The organism is Alicyclobacillus sp. SP_1 (genome assembly GCF_024706985.1).
Taxonomy (GTDB): domain Bacteria; phylum Bacillota; class Bacilli; order Alicyclobacillales; family Alicyclobacillaceae; genus Alicyclobacillus_I.
Genome location: NZ_JAMCCX010000022.1, coordinates 1 through 18,833 on the forward strand (window position 1 = coordinate 1; position 18,833 = coordinate 18,833).

General features: G+C 55.0%; 18 protein-coding genes. 1 reads left to right on the forward strand and 17 read right to left on the reverse strand.

What is annotated here, in order from left to right:
* Positions 1–482: 482 nt before the first annotated feature.
* Entirely contained in the window at positions 483–1,034 is a 552-nt protein-coding gene (locus M4I36_RS07060) for a sigma-70 family RNA polymerase sigma factor (RefSeq protein ID WP_258111029.1), read from the forward strand.
* Positions 1,035–1,380: 346 nt separating this feature from the next.
* Here the strand turns inward: M4I36_RS07060 and pgsA are convergent, their stop codons facing one another.
* From pgsA to M4I36_RS07145, 17 genes are all read right to left on the reverse strand, one after another.
* On the reverse strand, positions 1,381–1,920 hold the full coding sequence (gene pgsA, locus M4I36_RS07065; protein ID WP_258111030.1) for a CDP-diacylglycerol--glycerol-3-phosphate 3-phosphatidyltransferase: 540 nt from the start codon (positions 1,918–1,920) through the stop codon (positions 1,381–1,383).
* 141 nt (positions 1,921–2,061) lie between these two features.
* Positions 2,062–2,856 (reverse strand): flagellar hook-basal body protein, encoded by a 795-nt coding sequence (locus tag M4I36_RS07070; protein WP_258111031.1) that lies wholly within the window; start codon positions 2,854–2,856, stop codon positions 2,062–2,064.
* A 126-nt stretch (positions 2,857–2,982) separates the two neighbouring features.
* A complete protein-coding gene (locus tag M4I36_RS07075) occupies positions 2,983–4,188 on the reverse strand; it encodes a flagellar basal body rod C-terminal domain-containing protein (RefSeq protein ID WP_258111032.1) in 1,206 nt (401 codons plus the stop codon).
* 78 nt (positions 4,189–4,266) lie between these two features.
* Positions 4,267–5,295 (reverse strand): rod shape-determining protein, encoded by a 1,029-nt coding sequence (mreB, locus tag M4I36_RS07080; RefSeq protein ID WP_258111033.1) that lies wholly within the window; start codon positions 5,293–5,295, stop codon positions 4,267–4,269.
* Positions 5,296–5,522: 227 nt separating this feature from the next.
* A complete protein-coding gene (gene spoIIID / locus M4I36_RS07085) occupies positions 5,523–5,810 on the reverse strand; it encodes a sporulation transcriptional regulator SpoIIID (RefSeq protein ID WP_258111034.1) in 288 nt (95 codons plus the stop codon).
* Positions 5,811–6,174: 364 nt separating this feature from the next.
* Entirely contained in the window at positions 6,175–7,329 is a 1,155-nt protein-coding gene (locus M4I36_RS07090; RefSeq protein WP_258111035.1) for a hypothetical protein, read from the reverse strand.
* Between the two features lie 356 nt (positions 7,330–7,685).
* A complete protein-coding gene (locus tag M4I36_RS07095) occupies positions 7,686–8,399 on the reverse strand; it encodes a M23 family metallopeptidase (RefSeq protein ID WP_258111036.1) in 714 nt (237 codons plus the stop codon).
* Positions 8,400–8,489: 90 nt separating this feature from the next.
* Complete coding sequence (locus M4I36_RS07100; protein ID WP_258111037.1) at positions 8,490–9,707, reverse strand: SpoIID/LytB domain-containing protein; 1,218 nt, start codon at positions 9,705–9,707, stop codon at positions 8,490–8,492.
* A gap of 87 nt (positions 9,708–9,794) precedes the next feature.
* On the reverse strand, positions 9,795–11,093 hold the full coding sequence (gene murA, locus M4I36_RS07105; RefSeq protein WP_258111038.1) for a UDP-N-acetylglucosamine 1-carboxyvinyltransferase: 1,299 nt from the start codon (positions 11,091–11,093) through the stop codon (positions 9,795–9,797).
* A 64-nt stretch (positions 11,094–11,157) separates the two neighbouring features.
* Positions 11,158–12,120: a YwmB family TATA-box binding protein gene (locus M4I36_RS07110; protein ID WP_258111039.1), complete on the reverse strand. Its 963-nt coding sequence runs from the start codon at positions 12,118–12,120 to the stop codon at positions 11,158–11,160.
* 152 nt (positions 12,121–12,272) lie between these two features.
* A complete protein-coding gene (locus tag M4I36_RS07115) occupies positions 12,273–12,518 on the reverse strand; it encodes a DUF1146 family protein (RefSeq protein ID WP_258111040.1) in 246 nt (81 codons plus the stop codon).
* Positions 12,519–12,539: 21 nt separating this feature from the next.
* Complete coding sequence (locus tag M4I36_RS07120) at positions 12,540–14,036, reverse strand: NADH-quinone oxidoreductase subunit N (RefSeq protein WP_258111041.1); 1,497 nt, start codon at positions 14,034–14,036, stop codon at positions 12,540–12,542.
* 3 nt (positions 14,037–14,039) lie between these two features.
* On the reverse strand, positions 14,040–15,575 hold the full coding sequence (locus M4I36_RS07125) for a complex I subunit 4 family protein (RefSeq protein ID WP_258111042.1): 1,536 nt from the start codon (positions 15,573–15,575) through the stop codon (positions 14,040–14,042).
* Positions 15,575–17,473 (reverse strand): NADH-quinone oxidoreductase subunit L, encoded by a 1,899-nt coding sequence (nuoL, locus tag M4I36_RS07130; protein WP_258111074.1) that lies wholly within the window; start codon positions 17,471–17,473, stop codon positions 15,575–15,577. The genes M4I36_RS07125 and nuoL overlap by 1 nt, the downstream gene beginning before the upstream one ends.
* A gap of 33 nt (positions 17,474–17,506) precedes the next feature.
* Positions 17,507–17,821 (reverse strand): NADH-quinone oxidoreductase subunit NuoK, encoded by a 315-nt coding sequence (gene nuoK, locus M4I36_RS07135; protein WP_258111043.1) that lies wholly within the window; start codon positions 17,819–17,821, stop codon positions 17,507–17,509.
* Between the two features lie 6 nt (positions 17,822–17,827).
* Positions 17,828–18,355 carry an NADH-quinone oxidoreductase subunit J gene (locus tag M4I36_RS07140; RefSeq protein WP_258111044.1) on the reverse strand — a complete coding sequence of 176 codons (528 nt, stop codon included), beginning with the start codon at positions 18,353–18,355 and terminating at the stop codon, positions 17,828–17,830.
* Positions 18,352–18,816: a NuoI/complex I 23 kDa subunit family protein gene (locus tag M4I36_RS07145; RefSeq protein WP_258111045.1), complete on the reverse strand. Its 465-nt coding sequence runs from the start codon at positions 18,814–18,816 to the stop codon at positions 18,352–18,354. The genes M4I36_RS07140 and M4I36_RS07145 overlap by 4 nt, the downstream gene beginning before the upstream one ends.
* Between the last annotated feature and the right edge of the window lie 17 nt (positions 18,817–18,833).

Below are 18,833 nucleotides of genomic sequence, written 5' to 3' on the forward strand. Positions count from 1 at the left end.
TTCCGATAGAATGCCCAACAACCGAATCCCGCCTCCAATCGTATCATGTTTTTCGGGCTACGTCCAGCGGAAATTTATTGCGTTGTAGTGCTAAATGGATTGCTTCAATCGCCATCGCTTCACCATCTTTCCTGTTCTACAAGAATATTAATACGTTTACATTTACCTCAACTACAATTTTGACCAATCCAACATAGTGGATGTATGTACATGCTACTCAAATTCCTTCCATAGTTCAATAGAGTTCTTCATATGAACGACTTCGTCAAGGTATGGAAGTTTTCAAACGCCGTCCCCCGTGGTACAACAAGCCTTGTCACGCCCGAGGAGTCAGTTTGCACCCGTATTTCACGCCAACTTGACCACAAGTCGGAACTTCACCTAAGCCACCCAAGTAGATTAGGCTGGCTTTGCGCAAATATTGAAGACCGGTCTTCCCAAAGGACAACAGAATGGAAGCACACCCGCACTTGATGCACTGGATGCACACATGGAAACAAGGCGACGAGGCCAGTGCAACGCGCCTCATCGAGCAGTTTCAGCCGCTCCTGCGCAATGTTGCCGCGAAATATCATTCGCTCTCTTATGAAGATGCGTATCAGGAAGCTTGCTTAGCCCTGCTCGAAGCGGCGAAGCGTTTTGATGAGACCCAGGGCACGCCAATACTCTGGTATTTACAGCGCATGGTTCACGCGAGTGTGCATACCGCCATGCGGCGCATCTGGACACACCAGCGCCGGATGGTCTACGTACAGAATCGAGACGAAGACACGGAAACGGACAGTTGGGAGGAACTACCGGACGAATCGTCCGCTGTGGCAACTGCACAATGGGAGGACGCATTCGTGCTGCAGCACTGGATGAAGCGTGCCAAGCTGAGCCCCAACGAGACCCTCGCTGTGTCCGCCCGGCTCAAAGGATGGTCCTTGTCCGATCTCGCTGCGAAACATGGGGTTTCTTCCGAGACAGCGAAAACTTGGAATAAGCGGGCCGTGCGGAAATTGCGACAACAATGGGAGCGTGAGCGGGATTGATGCCTGAAAGCGGGCTTTTCAGGCCTTTGCGAGGCGTTCCATGGGGAGAAAGGTGCGTTATGATGCTTGGCCAATCTGCCGATTTGTTCCTGAGTGGGAGGCGAGCAGAGACGGACATACTAGCGCTACCGTCTGACAGAGAGCTCATTGGACGAACTCGTTGGGTGGAGACAAAACTCCGCCGAGACAAAGGCTCTACTCAGACTTCGCATAGATACGGAGCGCGATGCACCGCGGCAGTAGCGGCGGGACGCTGCAGACTGTTCCGGTCTGAAGGGTTGTCCCGGTCGGTTCTCTGATGGTGGTCGCGCTCCGTCCGGCCATGCCGGGCCGAGTAGACCATGCGTTACAGAAGGCGCCGACGAACTGTAATAATTTCCATGCTCGCGGTGTAGAGAAAGAACGCAATGTACGAGAGGACCACTGTAAACCAGAGCAGCGTCTGCGTTACGGCGTGATTCGGCCAATCGAGAATGACCGAACAAATCGCCGTATAGTAGAAAACGGTCGTCACTTTTCCCCATACGTTGGCTTTCGGGACAGCGCGCTTGCCTTGGAAATAGAAAAATGCGGCTCCGACAATCATGAGGGCGTCTCGGAACAACAATAAGCCGGCCACCAGCCACGGCACTCGTCCGGATTGAATCAGAGAAAACAAGACCGCGACCATCATGAGCTTGTCTGCCAGCGGATCGAGCAATTGACCGACTTGCGTCTGCCACGAAAACCTCCGTGCTAAATAGCCATCGAGGATATCCGTCAGTCCTGCAACGAGCAGGACGAGCAGGGCGACTACTTTGTGCGTGCTGGTCGTCGCGTAGAACGACCAGAGATAAATTGGAATAAGGACAAGGCGAAACAAAGTCAGGATATTTGGGAGATTCAATGGTTTGCCCCCTAGCATTGGAACTTGTCGCTCCCGTTGGACAAGCTCAGAAACATTATACAGATGCATCTACTGGGAGGCAAAAGTGCAACAAGGCGCGCGGAGTAAATGCAATGTGGCAGTCCGTGATGGCGTCAGGGCTTACAGAATATTATTCGCAATTCCCATCATTTGATTGGAAATCTTCAGGCTCTCGGTGTTCAAATTGTACATTTGCTGTGCCTCAACCAAATTGGCCAAATCGTCAGTCGCGTTGACGTTGCTCTCATTGAGAAATCCCTGATGCACCGAATACTGCCCAGCCGGTATAGCCTTCCACCCTGGTGCAACGGCATAGTTCGTGCCGCTCACCGCAATCAGGCTCTGACTTGGCACGGGTACGTCAACCACTTGCAACGTTGGGCCAGCAACGGCCGCACTGCCACTTTGGTCACCAAAGGTAATTTGCCCATCTTGAGCAATGGTCATGCTCGTTGGTTTTGAAGGAGCTAGAATGGGCTGGTTTTTCGTGTCCAAGACGAGGTCTCCGTTTGGCGTGGCTAAAGCAAAAGAGCCGTTTGCCTGCCGACTCCACTGAAAACTCCCCGCCTTTGTCAAAAGCGTCTCTCCACTCGGCGTGCGAACTGTGAAAAAGCCATTGCCTTCGATGGCTGCATCGGTCGAAACACCCGTGGATTTCATCGACATTTGTGAAAAGTTGCTTTCTAGGCCTGTGGCATAGACGCCAGAAGGTGCCCACCAACCGGGCAACGTGTATCGTCCCGCGAGCGCTGGCGCCGTCGCTTGACCGCTCATCTGGCGGGTGAGCGCGTCCGCGAATGAATTCCCTTCACTAGCAAAGCCTGTCGTATTCATGTTGGACAGATTTCCGGCAATCGTGTCGAGCCAAGTGGAGGAAGCGTTCAACCCCGACAGGCCAGCCCACAGTGACTGCATGCCAATTCACCCTTTCGCGCTATCTCAAATATGCCGAGAGAACATGAAGAAAACCATCAAGAACGATGAGCGCACTCGCTCTCCCGTCCGTCAGCGAATACGCCGTTCAGTACTGAGTGCTTTGCCTCACACCTTGCCCACGTCTTGTACCGCCAAACCGAGTGTGGTGTTGATTTGCTGTAACATCAACTCATTCGCTTGGTACTGATTGACGACTTGGAGCATCTGCGCCATCATCTGCGTGGCATTGACGTTACTCTCCTCCAAATATCCTGGTTTCAGCGTACCCGTCCCTGCCGAGAGCTTCGGCAACACGACCGTCGGATTGAAGGAATTATCCACTTGATACTCGGTCGCACCAAGCGGTGTGACTTGTGTCACATCGACATTAACAGTGCCTAGGCGCGCACCAGCAATGGGCTGCCCATTAGCTCCCAACACCCGATAAGACGGCTGCCCGGCTGAATCGTACACGGGGCCCCCATCTGGCGCAAAGAGTGCCGTCCCCGTATAGTTCGCGTTGATGACAATCCTACCGCCTGGAAGGACTTGTCCATTCGCACCCACTGGCAAAAGAGCATGACCTGCTGCGTCGACTAACTCATGATTCTGTGCCACGCTGAAATGCCCATCTTGCGTCAATGCAATACCGTGCGGTCCCTGATTGGACTGGTACGCCACGGCGTAGAACGAATGCGGCCCCATATCCGCATTCGTGCCAATGCGAAGAGACCAAGCCGCCGCAGACACATCGGACGGGTTGGCCATCACTTGTCCTTTGGCATTCTCAAAAAGATAGGATGGATTGCCTTTGGCATCATAATCCGGTCGGCCATCGGCGCCATACAGAGCCTGACCTTGATAACTCGGATTTTTCACCGCATACCAACCGGGCACAGCTTGACCGCTGCTGTTGACAACCGCCAGCGGGCGCCCATTGATTTCGAGGCGACGATTGGCTCCGACTGTCACTTGTCCCAACTCGGAGACCGTGCCTCCTCCGGCACCAGCAGCGACGGCCCCATACGTGCCGATAGGCGTGTTATCGTCAATCGCAACATCCAGATTGCGATTGGTCTTTTTCAACTGGCCCTCAAGCCAGAGGGGAACACCTTCTTGGAAAACCACTCCGGTGCCCATCTTCCCGATGGACTGGCCCATCAGCTGGCCGTTACTAGCCTCGTACAGAGACTGCACAGGGTACTCGGAGGCAGCCCCCAGCGTCTCCTTGAATCCTGGCGTTTCCAAGTTAGCGAGGTTGTTGGCCAGTGCTTGCTGCATTCGCTCGTCCACGACCATGCTGGACGCAGCGGTTGTCAATCCACGAATCAACGTGCATTCCTCCCAGGAAAACAAAAACTCACCGCACACCCTGAAAAGAAGGACGAGACCGCCCGAAGGCGGCAGACCTTAACGCCTTCCTGCCACTTTCCCACCGTTGCGCAAGGCTTTTGTCCGCAAAGCATCGCGCATCTCCAAGAATTTCCCTGTACCAATGACGACGCATTGCATAGGGTCTTCCGCAATGTGGACGGGCACTTGAAGCTCATCGACCATCAGCTTGTCTAAGCCTGCAATGAGCGCTCCGCCTCCCGTCAACATGACGCCTTTATCAAAAATATCGGCTGCCAACTCTGGTGGAGTGCGCTCCAAAACGGATTTCGTCGCGCTAATAATGGCAGCCACCGTGTCTGCCAACGCTTCGCGCATCTGTCCGGCTTTGACTTCAATCGTCTTCGGCAAGCCCGTCATCATGTCACGCCCGCGGACTTCCCTCGACTTGTCATCATGGCCGGGGTAGACCGTGGCCAGTTCTTTCTTCAACTCTTCCGCCGTGCGCTCACCAATCATCAGGTTGTATTCCCGCCGAATAAACTTCACAATCGCTTCGTCGAACTTGTCCCCCGCGACGCGAAGAGAAGAGGACGTCACCACGTCCCCTAGCGACAGGACCGCAATGTCTGTGGTCCCACCACCAATATCCACAACCAAACTGCCACTCGGCTCGAAGATATTGAGTCCAGCCCCAATAGCTGCGGCCTTTGGCTCTTCAATTAAATCAACCTGCTTGACTCCACAAGCCTCTGCGGCTTCTCGAACCGCTTTCTGCTCCACCGACGTAATACCAGCAGGTACACATATCATCAAACGCGGACGCAACATAGAACTCTTTCCAATCGTCTTGCGCAAAAAATGGCGAAGCATGATTTCCGTCACATCAAAGTCCGCGATGACACCTTCACGCAATGGACGAATTGCCACAATATTGCCGGGTGTGCGACCCAACATCTGGCGAGCTTCCTCGCCGACTGCAACGACTTGTTTGGTCACTTGGTCGATAGCCACGACACTAGGCTCATTGAGCACAATGCCCTGCCCGCGCACGTGAACCAAGACATTGGCCGTACCCAAATCTACCCCAATTTCCTTAGATAACATCTGTAGCAAGTCCTCCCTGGTCAATGATGCCTGCTGTCGCAAATGCCGAATACTCACCTATGTCGATGGGTGAAGCCACGGTCATCCAGAGTGTGGAATAGGCCGATGACCTGCATGGCGACGCTCGGTACGTTATTGGCGAATGCGAACCGCACCCGTAGCGTATGCATGACATATGACATACGTTGTCCAGGTTTACTTTCTACAATCCACTACAAAACTCCTGTTCATTCGGCATAAACTTTTTCTGTCTCGAATTCTTCCTCCTCGTCTTTGTGATATTTGAGTTTCGTGGCCTCCCCCCCGCGCAGGTGCCGAATCGATTTGTGATATTCCAAGATTTCCTTCACTCGATTTGCGAGCTCTGGATTGATTTCCGGCAAGCGCTCCGTCAGGTCTTTGTGGACAGTGCTTTTCGATACCCCAAATTCGCGTGCAATGGTGCGCACCGTGTTCCTCGTTTCAACGATGTATTCCCCAATTTTGATGGTGCGCTCCTTGATGTAGTCATGCACTCCCCTCGCCTCCCCGATCCCCGTTGTCAACTGGTTTGGTGCCTGGTCTGATACACTATATGAGACGATGTACACCGTATTCCTGGGGATGCGCCATCCAGGCGAATTAGCTCTTCCTACTTCCTGCAATCTCCGAATCTCGCTGTCCTACGCGCCGGGAAATAATCTGGGAAACTTTCAGCCTATTGGACATCCTGCAGGGGGCCATCTCGCCCTGAGAGCGCGCGCAGACACCCGCACAAAGCAAATAGAGAGAGTCACCTTCCGGTGCTCTCTCCGTCATGTCCTTCTCTATAAGTTATTTATCGTCACGTTCTTTATCGTCCAGTTTTCGGTGGTCGACGGTCCGCTCGCGGAAAACGGCTCAGGCTTGCTGATGAGATAGACGAGACACGCGTTGACGGCGACGAGACTTTCCAAATTCGACAAAACTCAGCATGAACAAGGCGACGAGCGGCGCAAGGTTGACGTCTGTGCCAAGTCCTCCGAGCACGCCAAAATCTTGACCCATCCACCACGCGAAAAACAGGAACACAAGTGAGACCACGACCGCTACGTGGCGAGTACGCTGGAAGTAGAGGAGCACGGCAACGGCCAACATGAGCGCACTGGCGATGGCGTTGACGAGGACTGGGTGAGCCGTGACAACGCTCATAAAGCTGTCGATCCCGCTGGCAACCCAGTGCGGCTGTGACATCTGCAACTCGGACGTGAGGGCAGAGCGCCATTCGGCGGCAGACCAATACCCGTTGACCGGCGCAATCTGCCACAGAACGCCTAAGACCCACAAGCTGATGAGCATCCACAGGCCGATGGTGCGAATGTACCCCTCAATCCACCACCGCTTCGGCAACATGAGGAGGACGGCCGCGAGCACGTACATCAGCACTCCTCCAGGCGTACCCTGCATAATAAAGGACGCGCCATTGGCAAATGTGTTGCCGAAACCTTCGCCAAACGCCCAGACGAGGGTTCCCCAGATGATGGAGGCGCCAAGCGCAGTCGGGCCAATCCAGGGGTTCTTGCGGTAGACGAGCAGCAATGCTCCGATAAACAATTGAATGGTGAGGCTGTCGATGTTGCACTTGACAGGGTCTTTACTCCAAAATTCCATCAGCCCATGTTGCCACGACAACAGCGCAGGAATTTGAACATTGGCAGCAGACCCTAGTACACCTGAGACGAACGAATGCGTGAACATCATCGGTTGCGCTTGGAGAATCCCTGCAAGCAGCCACAGACCACCGACACCATACCAGAGAATGTTGTACCCTATGGGCAACGACTGCTCAATTTGTTGCCGCCGCTCCGCGCGCAGGCGGCGTTTAGCGGCCGCCGGAGTCTCCGGCACGTCGCTGCCGATGGCTTCCTCGAGCTTGGCAGTATCGTCGTTATAAATTTGCATAGCAAGGCGGGCACCGTATCGAAAAATGAGTTCCGAAAAAATCCAGACAAGTCCAAAGACTATGAGGACATTAAACATAAAGTGATAAGGCGAGATGGGCCCACTGGACATCAAGTAAATCTTCCCCCTCTCCGTCGACCAAACGGCCTGCGATGGCTTTTCCACGCGCAACTACAAGCGCAACGAGCCGTTTTGACATCTTGCGCCTAGTATACCTGCTCAGAGCAAAACTCCACCGCCAAGGACCACAACATCTGTGGATAAATGGTGAAAAAAGCACGGATTCCGCCTCATTTCGGAAGAAATGGGGAGCGGATTTCCGCGCCATCTGGGTGTCTCAGCAGTTCTTGCCGAAACTGGCCGTCCATCGACGGAGCCCTCTGGTGACACAGTGCGTCGGCGTCTGCCGACACACGTCGGTTCTTTCTAAACCTTGATAGTCTTCCGGCTGACAATGACAGTCTTGCAACTTACAATTTTGGAAGCAAGTCCATCGGGTTTTGGACCTTGCCATCCTGGTTCACTTGGAAGTAGAGATGGTTGCCCTGACCTTCCTCGAATTGGCACGTACCGCTGGTACCAATCGCCTCTCCTTGGCTGACGTCTTCGCCTTGCTTGACGGAGACATCTCCGAGGGATTCATACTTTTCCACATATCCGCCGGGACTCGAGATTTCGACCGTCTCCCCGTAGAGAGGGTTCTTCTCGACCTTCGTCACTTGCCCACTGAGAGCGGCCGTGACGTTGAAAGCGGCTGCCGTATCGCTCTTGATGTCAATTCCTTGGTGCGCGTAGTACGAATTATCGTACTTGACAAGTGCGGCTGCTTGTTCGCTGGCGGATCCGTTCGGCTCAAAGTACCCTAGACTCACCTTAAACCCGGTTCCTCCGCCCACTGGCCAAACGAACGTTTCTGCTGCTGTCGTGGGTGCGGTGGTATTCGTGTCAATGGCGTTGGGTGACACGGCCGGTGCCGCGCCGCCAAACTGAGTCTTGGCGTACACGAGACCGATGATGACTGCGGCTGCCCCAAGGTACAAAGCTGGGTAAAGCCAACGGCGACTGCGAGTAGTGCGGGTGCGCTTTCCGACCGGAGCCTTCAGATTTGGCTTCTCAGGTTCGGGCGCGCTGTCATTCGTACCATGACTTCCTTGTGATGGAGTAGGATGCTTTTTGTCATCCATATGGCGCTCACCTCAATATCGAGTGTCGCCACGCTCTCTCCAATCTATACCTGTTTCGTAGGCACAAGTCACAAGAATTCACAATTTTTCTTATCTAGCAAAGATTGCAGGAGGAAGTGAACTGCCGAGGAACGACACATCGGGTTCATCCTTGGTGCCCGGATAGAAGGTGGCGAGTATGGCCCCCCAAGTTTCCCCTTGCTCCGCGAGCGCGTTGGCTTCATGCAGACTCATGCCAACCTGAAGACCGCGACCTTCGCAGAGAAAAGAGAGGGAATGCGCGGAGGCATGGACACGAAAGGCAAGCGACGGCAAATGGAGCTTCGCGGCGAAGGCAGACGCCGTCAACGCCTCTTTGCCGACCTGCACCTCCCGGACCACTCCGCTCTGGCCCTCATACCGCACATCGACCAACTTGGACATGGCAGCGCGAGACTTGGGCAGCGGATTCGCCGGGAAGACCGCATCCCACTCAGCGGGATCGACCTTGATTATTTCTTGGTGGCGGGGAGATGCGGCATCTGCAGGACAAGGTACGGAGGGAAGGTAGGGGATGTCTTTTCCAAACGCCTGCAGTGCGCTGACGGTGTGCCCTCCCGAAATGGGGAACTGAAACGCGAGAATCGGACTACCGTGATACGTCACGACCATGCCATCCGTGCGCTCAATACTCGTCTGCAATCGCGCAATAAACAAGTCGGCTGCATTGCCATACGCTCGTTGCACTTCTGATGCGCTCCACATGGGCAAATCGGTTTCGGGACTGTCGGTCAAGTCATCATGATGGCTCGCGGCCAGACCATCGCCTTGGCCGTGCAGCATGTCCGCCCGAACCGCGTACGTCCGGCAAGCGACTGCCGCCGCTTCCATCGCGGCCATCTTCGACTTGGGCGTGAGTTCTGCCGATAAAACCTGCAAAATGTAGTCGTTCATCGGCAACATTTGGCTTTTGCCCGTTTGGATGGAGTATACGCTGAGCAGAACGCGCGCATCGGACATGTGTGTCCAACTCTCTGTCCCGCGAAGTGGACCGGCGTGGGCCACCATGGCAGCGCCCGTCGGCAGTCCGACGGCACCCACCACCAGCGCAACAACGGCGCCCACACTGCGAATCGCATGCCGACTCGAATCCGAACGTCGCCACCACCACCTACCTACGGCCCGCAAGCCCTTCTCTGTAGCCTCTAGGCAACGCACCGCGGATATACGCTGTGGACGCTTTGGTCGACCGCTTCGACCGCGCCGACTTGTGCGATGCCCAGCGTGCCGGCGCCCGCGAACACTCTGTCGTGGATATTGAGTTGGCATACGGCTCTCTCCCCATCTCTATGAAGTCTATGGGGGAGTCTATGACGCCGATTGATAGATTATGCACTCTTGTGGCGAGAAAGAAACTCAGGCAGATTCTGCTCCAGTGTCTTCGGTTGGCGTCTCCAAGCGGCGAATGTGAGCGCCAAGTTGCTGGAATTTCGAAACGAGGTTGTCATACCCACGGTCAATGTGGTGAAGACCGAGCACTTCCGTCTCGCCTTCGGCGACCAATCCAGCAAGCACCAGTGCTGCCCCAGCGCGAAGGTCCGTTGCCGTGACAGCGGCACCCGACAGTCGGTCGACGCCTTCGACAATCGCCATCCGTCCCTGTGTGTGAATGTTGGCGCCCATGCGCGCTAGTTCAGCGACGTGCATGAAGCGATTTTCGAACACCGTTTCTGTCACCGTGCTGGTTCCTAACGCCACTGACAGCGCCGCCATGATTTGCGCCTGCATGTCCGTTGGATACGACGGATAGAAGTGAGTTTTCACGTCAATCGCGCTGAGCCGACCGCGCTCTGCAGGCCACACGCGAATACCCACGACTTCATCCTCCACCCTAGCTCCCGCTTCTTCGAGCTTGGCGATGAGAGACATCAGGTGGTCAGACACGGCATTCTCGACGTACACTCCGCTGCCGAGAAGTGCGCCGGCAACGAGGAATGTGCCTGCTTCGATTCGGTCAGGTATCACCGTATGATTAGCTCCGTGAAGCCTCGTGACGCCATCAATGCGGATGGTATCCGTCCCTGCTCCACGAACGCGAGCGCCCATTGCGTTGAGGTAATTTGCGAGATCTACATTTTCGGGTTCTTTCGCGGCATTCTCAATGACGGTGTGGCCTTTGGCAAGCGACGCGGCCATCATGAGATTCTGAGTGGCACCGACACTCGGGACATCCAAATAAATGCGAGCGCCGCGCAAGCCTCCGGCTGGAGCCTTGAGGTGAACGTAGCCGCCCTCATGTTGTGCCACAGCTCCCATTGCTTCAAAGCCTTTGATGTGTAAGTCGACCGGACGATTGCCGATGTTGCAACCCCCGGGGAGGGAAATTTTCGCCTCTTTGAAGCGCGCGAGCAACGGCCCTGCCACTACGAACGAGGCGCGCATGCGGCGCACCAAATCCTGCGGAGGCTCCACGCTATGTATGCGATTAGCCTGAACGCGAACCGACGTCCCTCGCCTCTCCACTCGTGCGCCAATCGATGAGATGGTCTCTGCCATGTTGCATACGTCCAATAAATTGGGTACATCGTCTATTTGACTCATCCCGCTCTCGGCCAACAAACTGGCAGCAAGGAGTGGCAAGACTGCATTCTTCGCACCGCCTACACGAACGGTACCAGAGAGGGGAAAGCCTCCCTCAATCACTAACTTTGGCATGCCGTAACCCCCGTTATTTACATGACCGTAGTCTCTCACGAAGCGTTACGAGGACGATTCTTCATCAGTACGTTGTTGTAATGATGGGCGTTCCGACCAAGACGTTCGTGTCTTGTTGATATCCGTCATAGTGAACAGCCACTTGCAAGTTCATGCGATGGTCGTTGGTTATAATATAGGTCAATTGCCGCGGAGCATACCCGGAAATACTCGTTTCCAGTCCACCACTCTGAAACGTTTGGAGTGGAACCGCGCCAACCGTGTGTAGTGCGTGGTACGCCAAATTTTCCGCATGAACGCCCATGATTTTAGCATCGAGATGCCCAATCAGACAACTACTGATTTGTGGCGGTTGACCTTCGCTCTGAAGGGCCGCCTCGAACCGCCGCTCATCGCGGACGAAATTCGCTTCGCTGTATGCTCGGTTCTCATCGGTTAAAACCAGAACGGTGGAAGAGTCGACCAATTCTCCGGCCGAGGTTCCCTCCACAGAGGTGCTTGGCGCAAACGACGTGAGGACGATGTTGACCTGGCCACCAGACGGCAGTCGGCCTGAGGCGAGCACGTAGTGTTCTACCGAACTTGCCTGCATGGACCATTTCGCGTTCTGCACGCCCATTTCCTGCACTAATTTCTTTGCGGCGCTCATTAATTTTTGTTCACTAGAGAACGTATGGTTCAATCGCGACCAAGCATTTAGCAAATACTCGCTCGGCGTGGCTCCAGTGGCTGCCATAGTTTGGCGAAGAAAGTCGACCTCGCGAACCGCGAGACCTTGGCTGCGACTCGTTGCTGCTGCCAGCGCCCCCGCCGTGAGCTCCCCTCTGCTCGTTTGGTTTGCAGTTTGGTTTGCGCCCTGTGTGACAGATGTCCCTGCTGCCTGCAAGCTACTCGACTGCTGGACCGCCTCAACGGGATGAGTCCAGAGAATCAGCGCCGCGGTTCCGAGGGCAATACCCCACATCCAGCGTCTCCGTACTTGCTTGCGGCGCTTCGCAGTCCGTCGTTTGGTGCCTGTTCCTGCCATCGTTTCGTTTCCCCCGTTTCGCATCAACTCTGTTCTTCTGCAGTGTTGACGAAACGGGCTACTTCTATACGATGTCTCTCATGCTTATTTCATTGAGTCGCTAGAGCATTCGCCGTATGTGAGTCCAATACGGGGGTGCTCTCTGTAAAAGCTCAGAGAAGACGCATGACGTCAACGCTGTAAAGAAACAGCGCCGCCAAACCAGTCCACAAAAAACCACCGAACATGGCCATGAGAAAGCGGAGCATCTGCGCTTGCGATGACAGCGGCAGGCGTGTAAAAGACTCCCACTTCAAGACGCCGAGCGCCCACCACGTGAGCAGGAGCCCGACGAAGAAAAAGAGCACGAGGACAAATCCTTCCGATGCTAAGGAGACATTGTTGGCGCTAGACAACACGGTGAGCCACCTCCCAGAATGCTAGAACCACTGTACCAAAGCCAGTGGATGGAGCAAAATTCCGGGTACTACGCCGAGTGCCACCGTACCGAACAGACAGAGGGCGATAACAATCCCAGTGGCAACTGGCACAGGCGTCCTTCCCTCGGCCTGCCCTTGCGCTGCATCGCCATAGGTCGGCAGCGGGGACTGAAACATGGTACGAATGAGACCGAAGTAATAGAAGAAGGACAGCACGCTGGTGGCAAAAAGCACAATGCCAAGCCAAAGCACGCCCGTTTGTACGGTCGATGTGAAGATATAAAACTTGCCCACAAATCCGCCAGTCAGCGGCATACCAGCCAACCCAAGTAGAAACACAATGAAGCTGGCCGCAAGCCACGGAGATTTTTTTGCAAACCCAGTCAGCCCATCCGCCATCGTCACATCTCGGTGGTGTTCAAGGAGATGCAGGACCGCGAAAGCGCCGATGGTCAGGAACGTATAGACTGCGAGGTAAAAGAGCAAATTGTCGTAAAGGTCGGGCCACTCACGCACGGAAGCCGTACCAAACAATGCGATGGGAATGAGAAGATATCCCGCTTGAGCCACACTGGAGAACGCAAGTAGGCGGCGCAGATTGTGTTGTGTCAGCGCGAGCCAGTTGCCCGCCAACATCGTGATGGCCGCGAGGACCGCAATGTAGGGAAATAGGTCGTGCGCGCCCCCGTTAAAGATGTAGACCAAGACGCGCAGGGCGAGGGCAAAAGTAGCTGTCTTCGAGAGCGTCGAGATGAGCGCGGCAACAGACGATGGCGCGCCTTCGTAGGCATCAGGCGTCCACATGTGAAACGGCACTAAGGAGAGCTTGATGCCAAGTCCGACAACGATGAGCAGAAACGCGATGACAGCGATAGCTGCATCGTGTTGCCACAGCGACAAACTCGCTTGAGCGAGTGCGTAGAGGCTGGTCTGCCCGGTCAATCCGTAAATGAACGACACGCCGTAGAGGAAAACGGCAGACCCTATACCACCCATCACTAAGTACTTCATGCTTCCTTCCACGGAAGCCTGTCGATGCCGTTTACGGAGTGCAACCAAGACATAGGAACTGACCGACAGAAGTTCAAGCCCAATGTAGAGCGCGACGAGATTGACCGCAGTCACCATAGCCAGCGCCCCGACCAGAGCGAATAAAAGTAGAAATGAGCTTTCTCGAGGCATCTCCTCCGACTCATTGACATCCAAATGGAGGAGCAAGACAAGCAGTCCCGTGGCGAGCAGCAGCATGCTCGAGACCGTCGCCAGACCATCCGACACCATCGTGTCGAGGCTCAATTCGGGCGGTACGGACATCGTGTGAACGAGCACTACCCCCGCGACCACCACACCGAGGGCTGCGAGAAGGACGATAAATTTGCGCGATGCCGCTGGCAAAAAGAGTTCTAGCACCATGACCACAATGGCGGTCATCCCGACCACGAACAGCGGTCCCATGGTCGTCCATAGATGAGCTTGAAGAAGCGTTGCGAGACTCATGGGTCACCCTCCTATCGGCAACAAACGGTGGACGGCCGACAAGAAGACGTGGCCGAGTGGATAAGGGACAATTCCGATGAACAGTACGAGCATCGTCAAAAGGGCGATAGGCCACCATTCGGCCATGCGGGCATCTTCATACGCGGCTGCGGCCGCTCGGTCCGTGAACGGACCAAACGTCGTTTTGCGAATGGCCGTCAGACTATAGACAGCAGACAGGATGAGTCCGAGCAATCCGATAAAGGCAAAGGTCGGATGCACTGCAAAGCCTCCGAAGAAGGACTGAAATTCGCCGATAAAACCACTGGTAAGAGGCAATCCCAGGGTTGCGAGAGCGCCGAACAGCAGAAATCCGGACAAAATAGGCAAGGGTTTAGCGAGTCCAGAGAGTTGCCGCCACTCCAGAGTCAAGGTGCGCGCTTTGACACGACTCGTGGTGAGAAGCAACAAAGACGTGATGAGCCCAGAGGACACCAACAGAAACATGGCCCCTTGTATCGCATCGGCTTGCATCGTCCCGATGGCGAATAAGACCAGCCCCATGTGCGAGATGGACGAGAACGAGATGAGCCGCCGCCAGTCGCGCGCCGACCACGCGGCAAACGCTCCATAAAGTAAGTTTCCAATTCCGACGGTCGCCAGCACATAAGTGAAGATTTTTACATCTGCTGGCATCATGCCCACGCCAAAGCGCAGCAAAGCGTACGCGCCAGTTTTGGTCAAGACGCCACCGACGAGCATGGCGGTACCCGTATCCGCATTTTTGATGGCGTCGGGAAACCAATTGTGGAGAGGTACAAACGCCTCTTCAATGAACACACCAAGAAGGAGCAGTAAAAATATCCACTGCGGTGCTGAGTAATGCGCTGAAAGAGCAGCATTGGCAGTCGCAACTCCCTGCGCGCGCGCCGCCAATTGCTGATAGCCCAACGTGAGAGGTTCGGCCATCGTTGCGGCAGAGGAGAACGCAAATCCGACCAGTGACACAATCAGAAAGACGCTTGCCACGCCGCGATACAGCAAGAATTTTATGGCTGTACGCTGGCTGTCGGCCTCCGATAAGCGCAAGAGCAGAAAGAACGTTGCAAACAGAGTCACTTCGATGGCGAGCAAAAAGGTGAAGATGTTCAGCGCCGTGAAAGTAGCAAACACTGCAAACGACGCCAGTTGCACCCACATGGCGCGCGCCTTGCCGAGACCCTCAGGAACTCGGGTAGATACAGCGATGAGCCAGAGAACGACCGCTGCCAAAGACAACAAACCGAGCGACAAACCATCGATGCCAAAATTCAGACCAATCGTCAAATTCGCGCCATGCCAGGCATCGGGGAATGAGAACCAAGGCAGGCGAACCACCGCCTGATAGTGACTGCTCGCCGGATGAAACCGCGACCATAACGCGCCAACGGCTACCAGCGCAACGCTCTGCAAGACGATATGGATGGCCTGATACATCCTGTCCGAGAGGCGAGGCAACAGCGCCGTGGCAAGGAACCCAATCCATGGTGCGAACAAAACAATCCATAGCAAGAAGGCCATCAGAAGACACCTCCGACTCGAAACACGGCAACGACCAAGAAGACAACCAATCCAACCAAGGCAAACGTGCCGTAGGTCTGAATTTGACCCGTTTGCGTGTAACGTAGGACGTTGCCAATGCCATAGAAAAAGAGTCCCACTAGGCGAGTGAGGCCTTCGATGAGGTATCTGTCAACGAGATCGACCAAAGCAGCCAGTAGTTTTCCGCCTCGAACAACAGTCCAACTGTATACCTCGTCCACGTAGAACTTGTTGCGTGAGAGCGCGTACCAAGGTTTGAACGCGGAGGGAACCTTTCGAAACCCTTTGCCTCCTCCATACATCCAGGCAGCAAGACCGATGCCGCAGAGCCCTACGGCTAGGCTGATGGCCATGGACGTGAGCGGCCAGTGACTATAGCTGGCAGGAATGGGCTTGGGAGTTTTTGTGGCTGTCAGAAAGCGGCTGAGAAAATCGTCGTTCCACGGCGTGTTGATAAAACCCGCAAACGTGGCAAAAAGGCCGAGGATGACGAGAGGAACGGTCATCACCCATCCGCCTTCGTGGGCATGTGCGTGCAAGTCTTCATCCCGCGGTGCACCAGCGAAGGTCAAAAAGACCACGCGGAATATGTAGAAAGCAGTACAGAACGCAGCGATGAGTCCGAGTAGATAGAGTACCCAATCGCCTTTCGCCATGGCTGCGCCGAGAATCGCGTCTTTTGACCAGAATCCGGCGAACGGGAATATTCCGGAGAGCGCCAGAGCTCCTGCCAAGAAGGTGTAGAAGGTGATGGGCATCTTTCTTCGAAGTCCGCCCATCAAGGCGAGGTCCTGTGTACCACCGAGCGCATGAATCACGCTACCTGCCGCGAGAAACAGGAGTGCCTTGAAGAATGCGTGGGTGAAGAGATGAAACACCCCATCGGCGTAAGCGCCGATGCCGAGCGCCAACATCATGTAACCAAGTTGGGAGACCGTGGAATAGGCAATGACTCGTTTGATGTCCTGTTGGGTGATGGCGATGAGCGACGCAAACAAAGCGGTCACCGCACCGACGTAGGCGACGACCGTCATGGTCACATGGGACTCAGCGAAGAGCGGGAACTCACGGGCGACTAAATAGACGCCCGCCGCAACCATGGTCGCCGCGTGAATCAGGGCCGACACAGGCGTTGGACCTTCCATGGCATCCGGCAGCCAGACGTGCAGAGGGAGTTGCGCGGATTTTCCGACAGCGCCGATAAAAATGAGCAGTGTGGCAAGGGTGACAAGATACGGCTCGCTGAGCCATGGCAAGGCGAGCGTCCCGTGCCGCGCAAGTATGCTGTAGTCGGCATCGTTGAACGTGCCCGCTGCAAAGCCGAGCAAGAGAATGCCCGCAAACAGGCCCGCGTCTCCAATGCGTGTGACGACAAACGACTTGCGAGCCGCGCGCGCGGCCTCCGGCTTGGCAAACCAGTAACCCACCAATAAGTAGGAACACAGTCCGACCATTTCCCAGAAAAGATAAAGTTGCAAAAGATTCGGCGAAAGAACGAGTGCCAGCATCGAAAAGACAAATAAGTTCAAGTAGCTGTAGTAAATAGACAACCTCTCGTCCGTCCGCAGATACCCGTAGGAGAACATAAACACGAGAATCGAGACGAACGTGACGATGACGAGCATCAGTGCCGTTAAGGCGTTCACTTGAATGCCGACATGAATCGAGAACGATGGGAGCACAAGCCAAGGTATCACCTGGCGAAGGACGACTCCCGGATGGGCGTGAACGTAGAGGAACAACACGATGGCAAAGACGACGGACGGAATGAGCAAGACGACCGAAATCGTCGCGTGAAACGCTCCCGGAAGGCGACGGAAGAAAAACGAAATAACGCCGGCTAAGAGCGGGAAAAGAGGTACCAGCAGAGCGAGCATGGACACAAAATCACCTCCACGGCGACAGCAATCTTACTTCTTTTGCGAATCTGCGTCTTTGACCTCCGTCGACTTGCGCAAGCGAAAAAACGCGAGCACGAGCGCGAAACCAACGGCGATTTCAGCAGCTGCCACCGTGATGCTGAACAGAGCAAACACTTGTCCAGTCAAGTTAGGCGCAGCGCCGAGACGGGAGAACGTCACGAGATTGATGTTGACGGCACTGAGCATCATCTCGATGGAGACGAGTACCATGATGAGATTGCGTTTCGTGAGAGCCCCGTACAGACCAATACAGAACAGGACTGCTGCAAGCGCCAAGAGAGATGCGACTGGCATATGAATCATCGGGAGCTAGTCCTCCTTTCTTTCGCGCGCGATGAGAACCGCCCCAACCAAGCTCACCAAGAGAAGCAACGACACCAACTCGAAGGGAATAGTGTATTCGCGAAACAAGTCGAGTCCGATGGCGACTGGATTCGCGTAGCCGTGATTGATGTGACGACCATCCCCAACGACCCAGTGGGTGCTGCGAATGACCAGCAGCAAAACCGCTCCAAGCACCACCGCGCCGATAGCCGAGAACGCTTTCTGCAGACTCCAGCGCGCCTCTGGTTCGACCGCCTCATGGTTGGTCAACATAATGGCAAACATCATCAGAATGGTGATAGCTCCGGCATAGATCATCACCTGGGCAATCCCCACAAAGTCAGCGCCTAAAAGGAGAAACAGAACTGCGCAACCGACGAAGACGCCGCCCATGGCCAGCACCATGTATATGACTTTGCGAAAGTTGAGCATCATGACGGCACAGACGAGAATGACGAGTGACACCAAGTAGAAGACAAGGGTGTCGAGGTGCTCGAATGCGCTGAAGTTCATTCCGTCACCTCCGCGCCGTCTTCGCCGAGCACAGCATCCAAAGAGGGAACGCGGTCCGGGTACTTCTCTTCATACTCCTCCTCACTCTCTGTCAACCACTGCATGTCGAGTTTCAGGTGGTCTCTCGATTCCACCGCCAACTCGAACGTATCGGACATGAGGATGGCGTCGGTTGGGCAGACTTCCACGCAGAGGTCACAGAGAATGCAAATCTCAAAGTTGATGTCGAACGTATCGATGTGCATTTTGCGGTTCTCATCGCGCGTCCCCGATAGCGTGATGCAGTCGGTAGGGCAAATGCGCGCGCACTGGTTGCAGACGATGCACAGGTCCGGAATAAACCGGTGAACCCCGCGGAAGCGGTCCGGCAACTCCGGCATGACTTCCGGATATTGCAAGGTGACTTTTTTCTTTGGCAACTGTCCCATGGTGACGCTGAGCCCCTTCAAAAAGCCGAGCATGGCGACTCCCTCTTCCT

Coding starts and splice junctions, on each gene's coding strand:
- M4I36_RS07140 (WP_258111044.1), bottom strand. CDS start 18,355: ATGAACTTCAGCGCATTCGAGCACCTCGACACCCTTGTCTTCTACTTG.
- mreB (WP_258111033.1), bottom strand. CDS start 5,295: ATGTTATCTAAGGAAATTGGGGTAGATTTGGGTACGGCCAATGTCTTG.
- murA (WP_258111038.1), bottom strand. CDS start 11,093: ATGCCAAAGTTAGTGATTGAGGGAGGCTTTCCCCTCTCTGGTACCGTT.
- M4I36_RS07125 (WP_258111042.1), bottom strand. CDS start 15,575: ATGGCCTTCTTGCTATGGATTGTTTTGTTCGCACCATGGATTGGGTTC.
- M4I36_RS07060 (WP_258111029.1), top strand. CDS start 483: ATGCACACATGGAAACAAGGCGACGAGGCCAGTGCAACGCGCCTCATC.
- M4I36_RS07100 (WP_258111037.1), bottom strand. CDS start 9,707: ATGCCAACTCAATATCCACGACAGAGTGTTCGCGGGCGCCGGCACGCT.
- M4I36_RS07095 (WP_258111036.1), bottom strand. CDS start 8,399: ATGGATGACAAAAAGCATCCTACTCCATCACAAGGAAGTCATGGTACG.
- nuoL (WP_258111074.1), bottom strand. CDS start 17,473: ATGCTCGCTCTGCTGGTACCTCTTTTCCCGCTCTTAGCCGGCGTTATT.
- M4I36_RS07110 (WP_258111039.1), bottom strand. CDS start 12,120: ATGGCAGGAACAGGCACCAAACGACGGACTGCGAAGCGCCGCAAGCAA.
- nuoK (WP_258111043.1), bottom strand. CDS start 17,821: ATGATTCATATGCCAGTCGCATCTCTCTTGGCGCTTGCAGCAGTCCTG.
- M4I36_RS07145 (WP_258111045.1), bottom strand. CDS start 18,816: ATGCTCGGCTTTTTGAAGGGGCTCAGCGTCACCATGGGACAGTTGCCA.
- M4I36_RS07120 (WP_258111041.1), bottom strand. CDS start 14,036: ATGAGTCTCGCAACGCTTCTTCAAGCTCATCTATGGACGACCATGGGA.
- M4I36_RS07070 (WP_258111031.1), bottom strand. CDS start 2,856: ATGCAGTCACTGTGGGCTGGCCTGTCGGGGTTGAACGCTTCCTCCACT.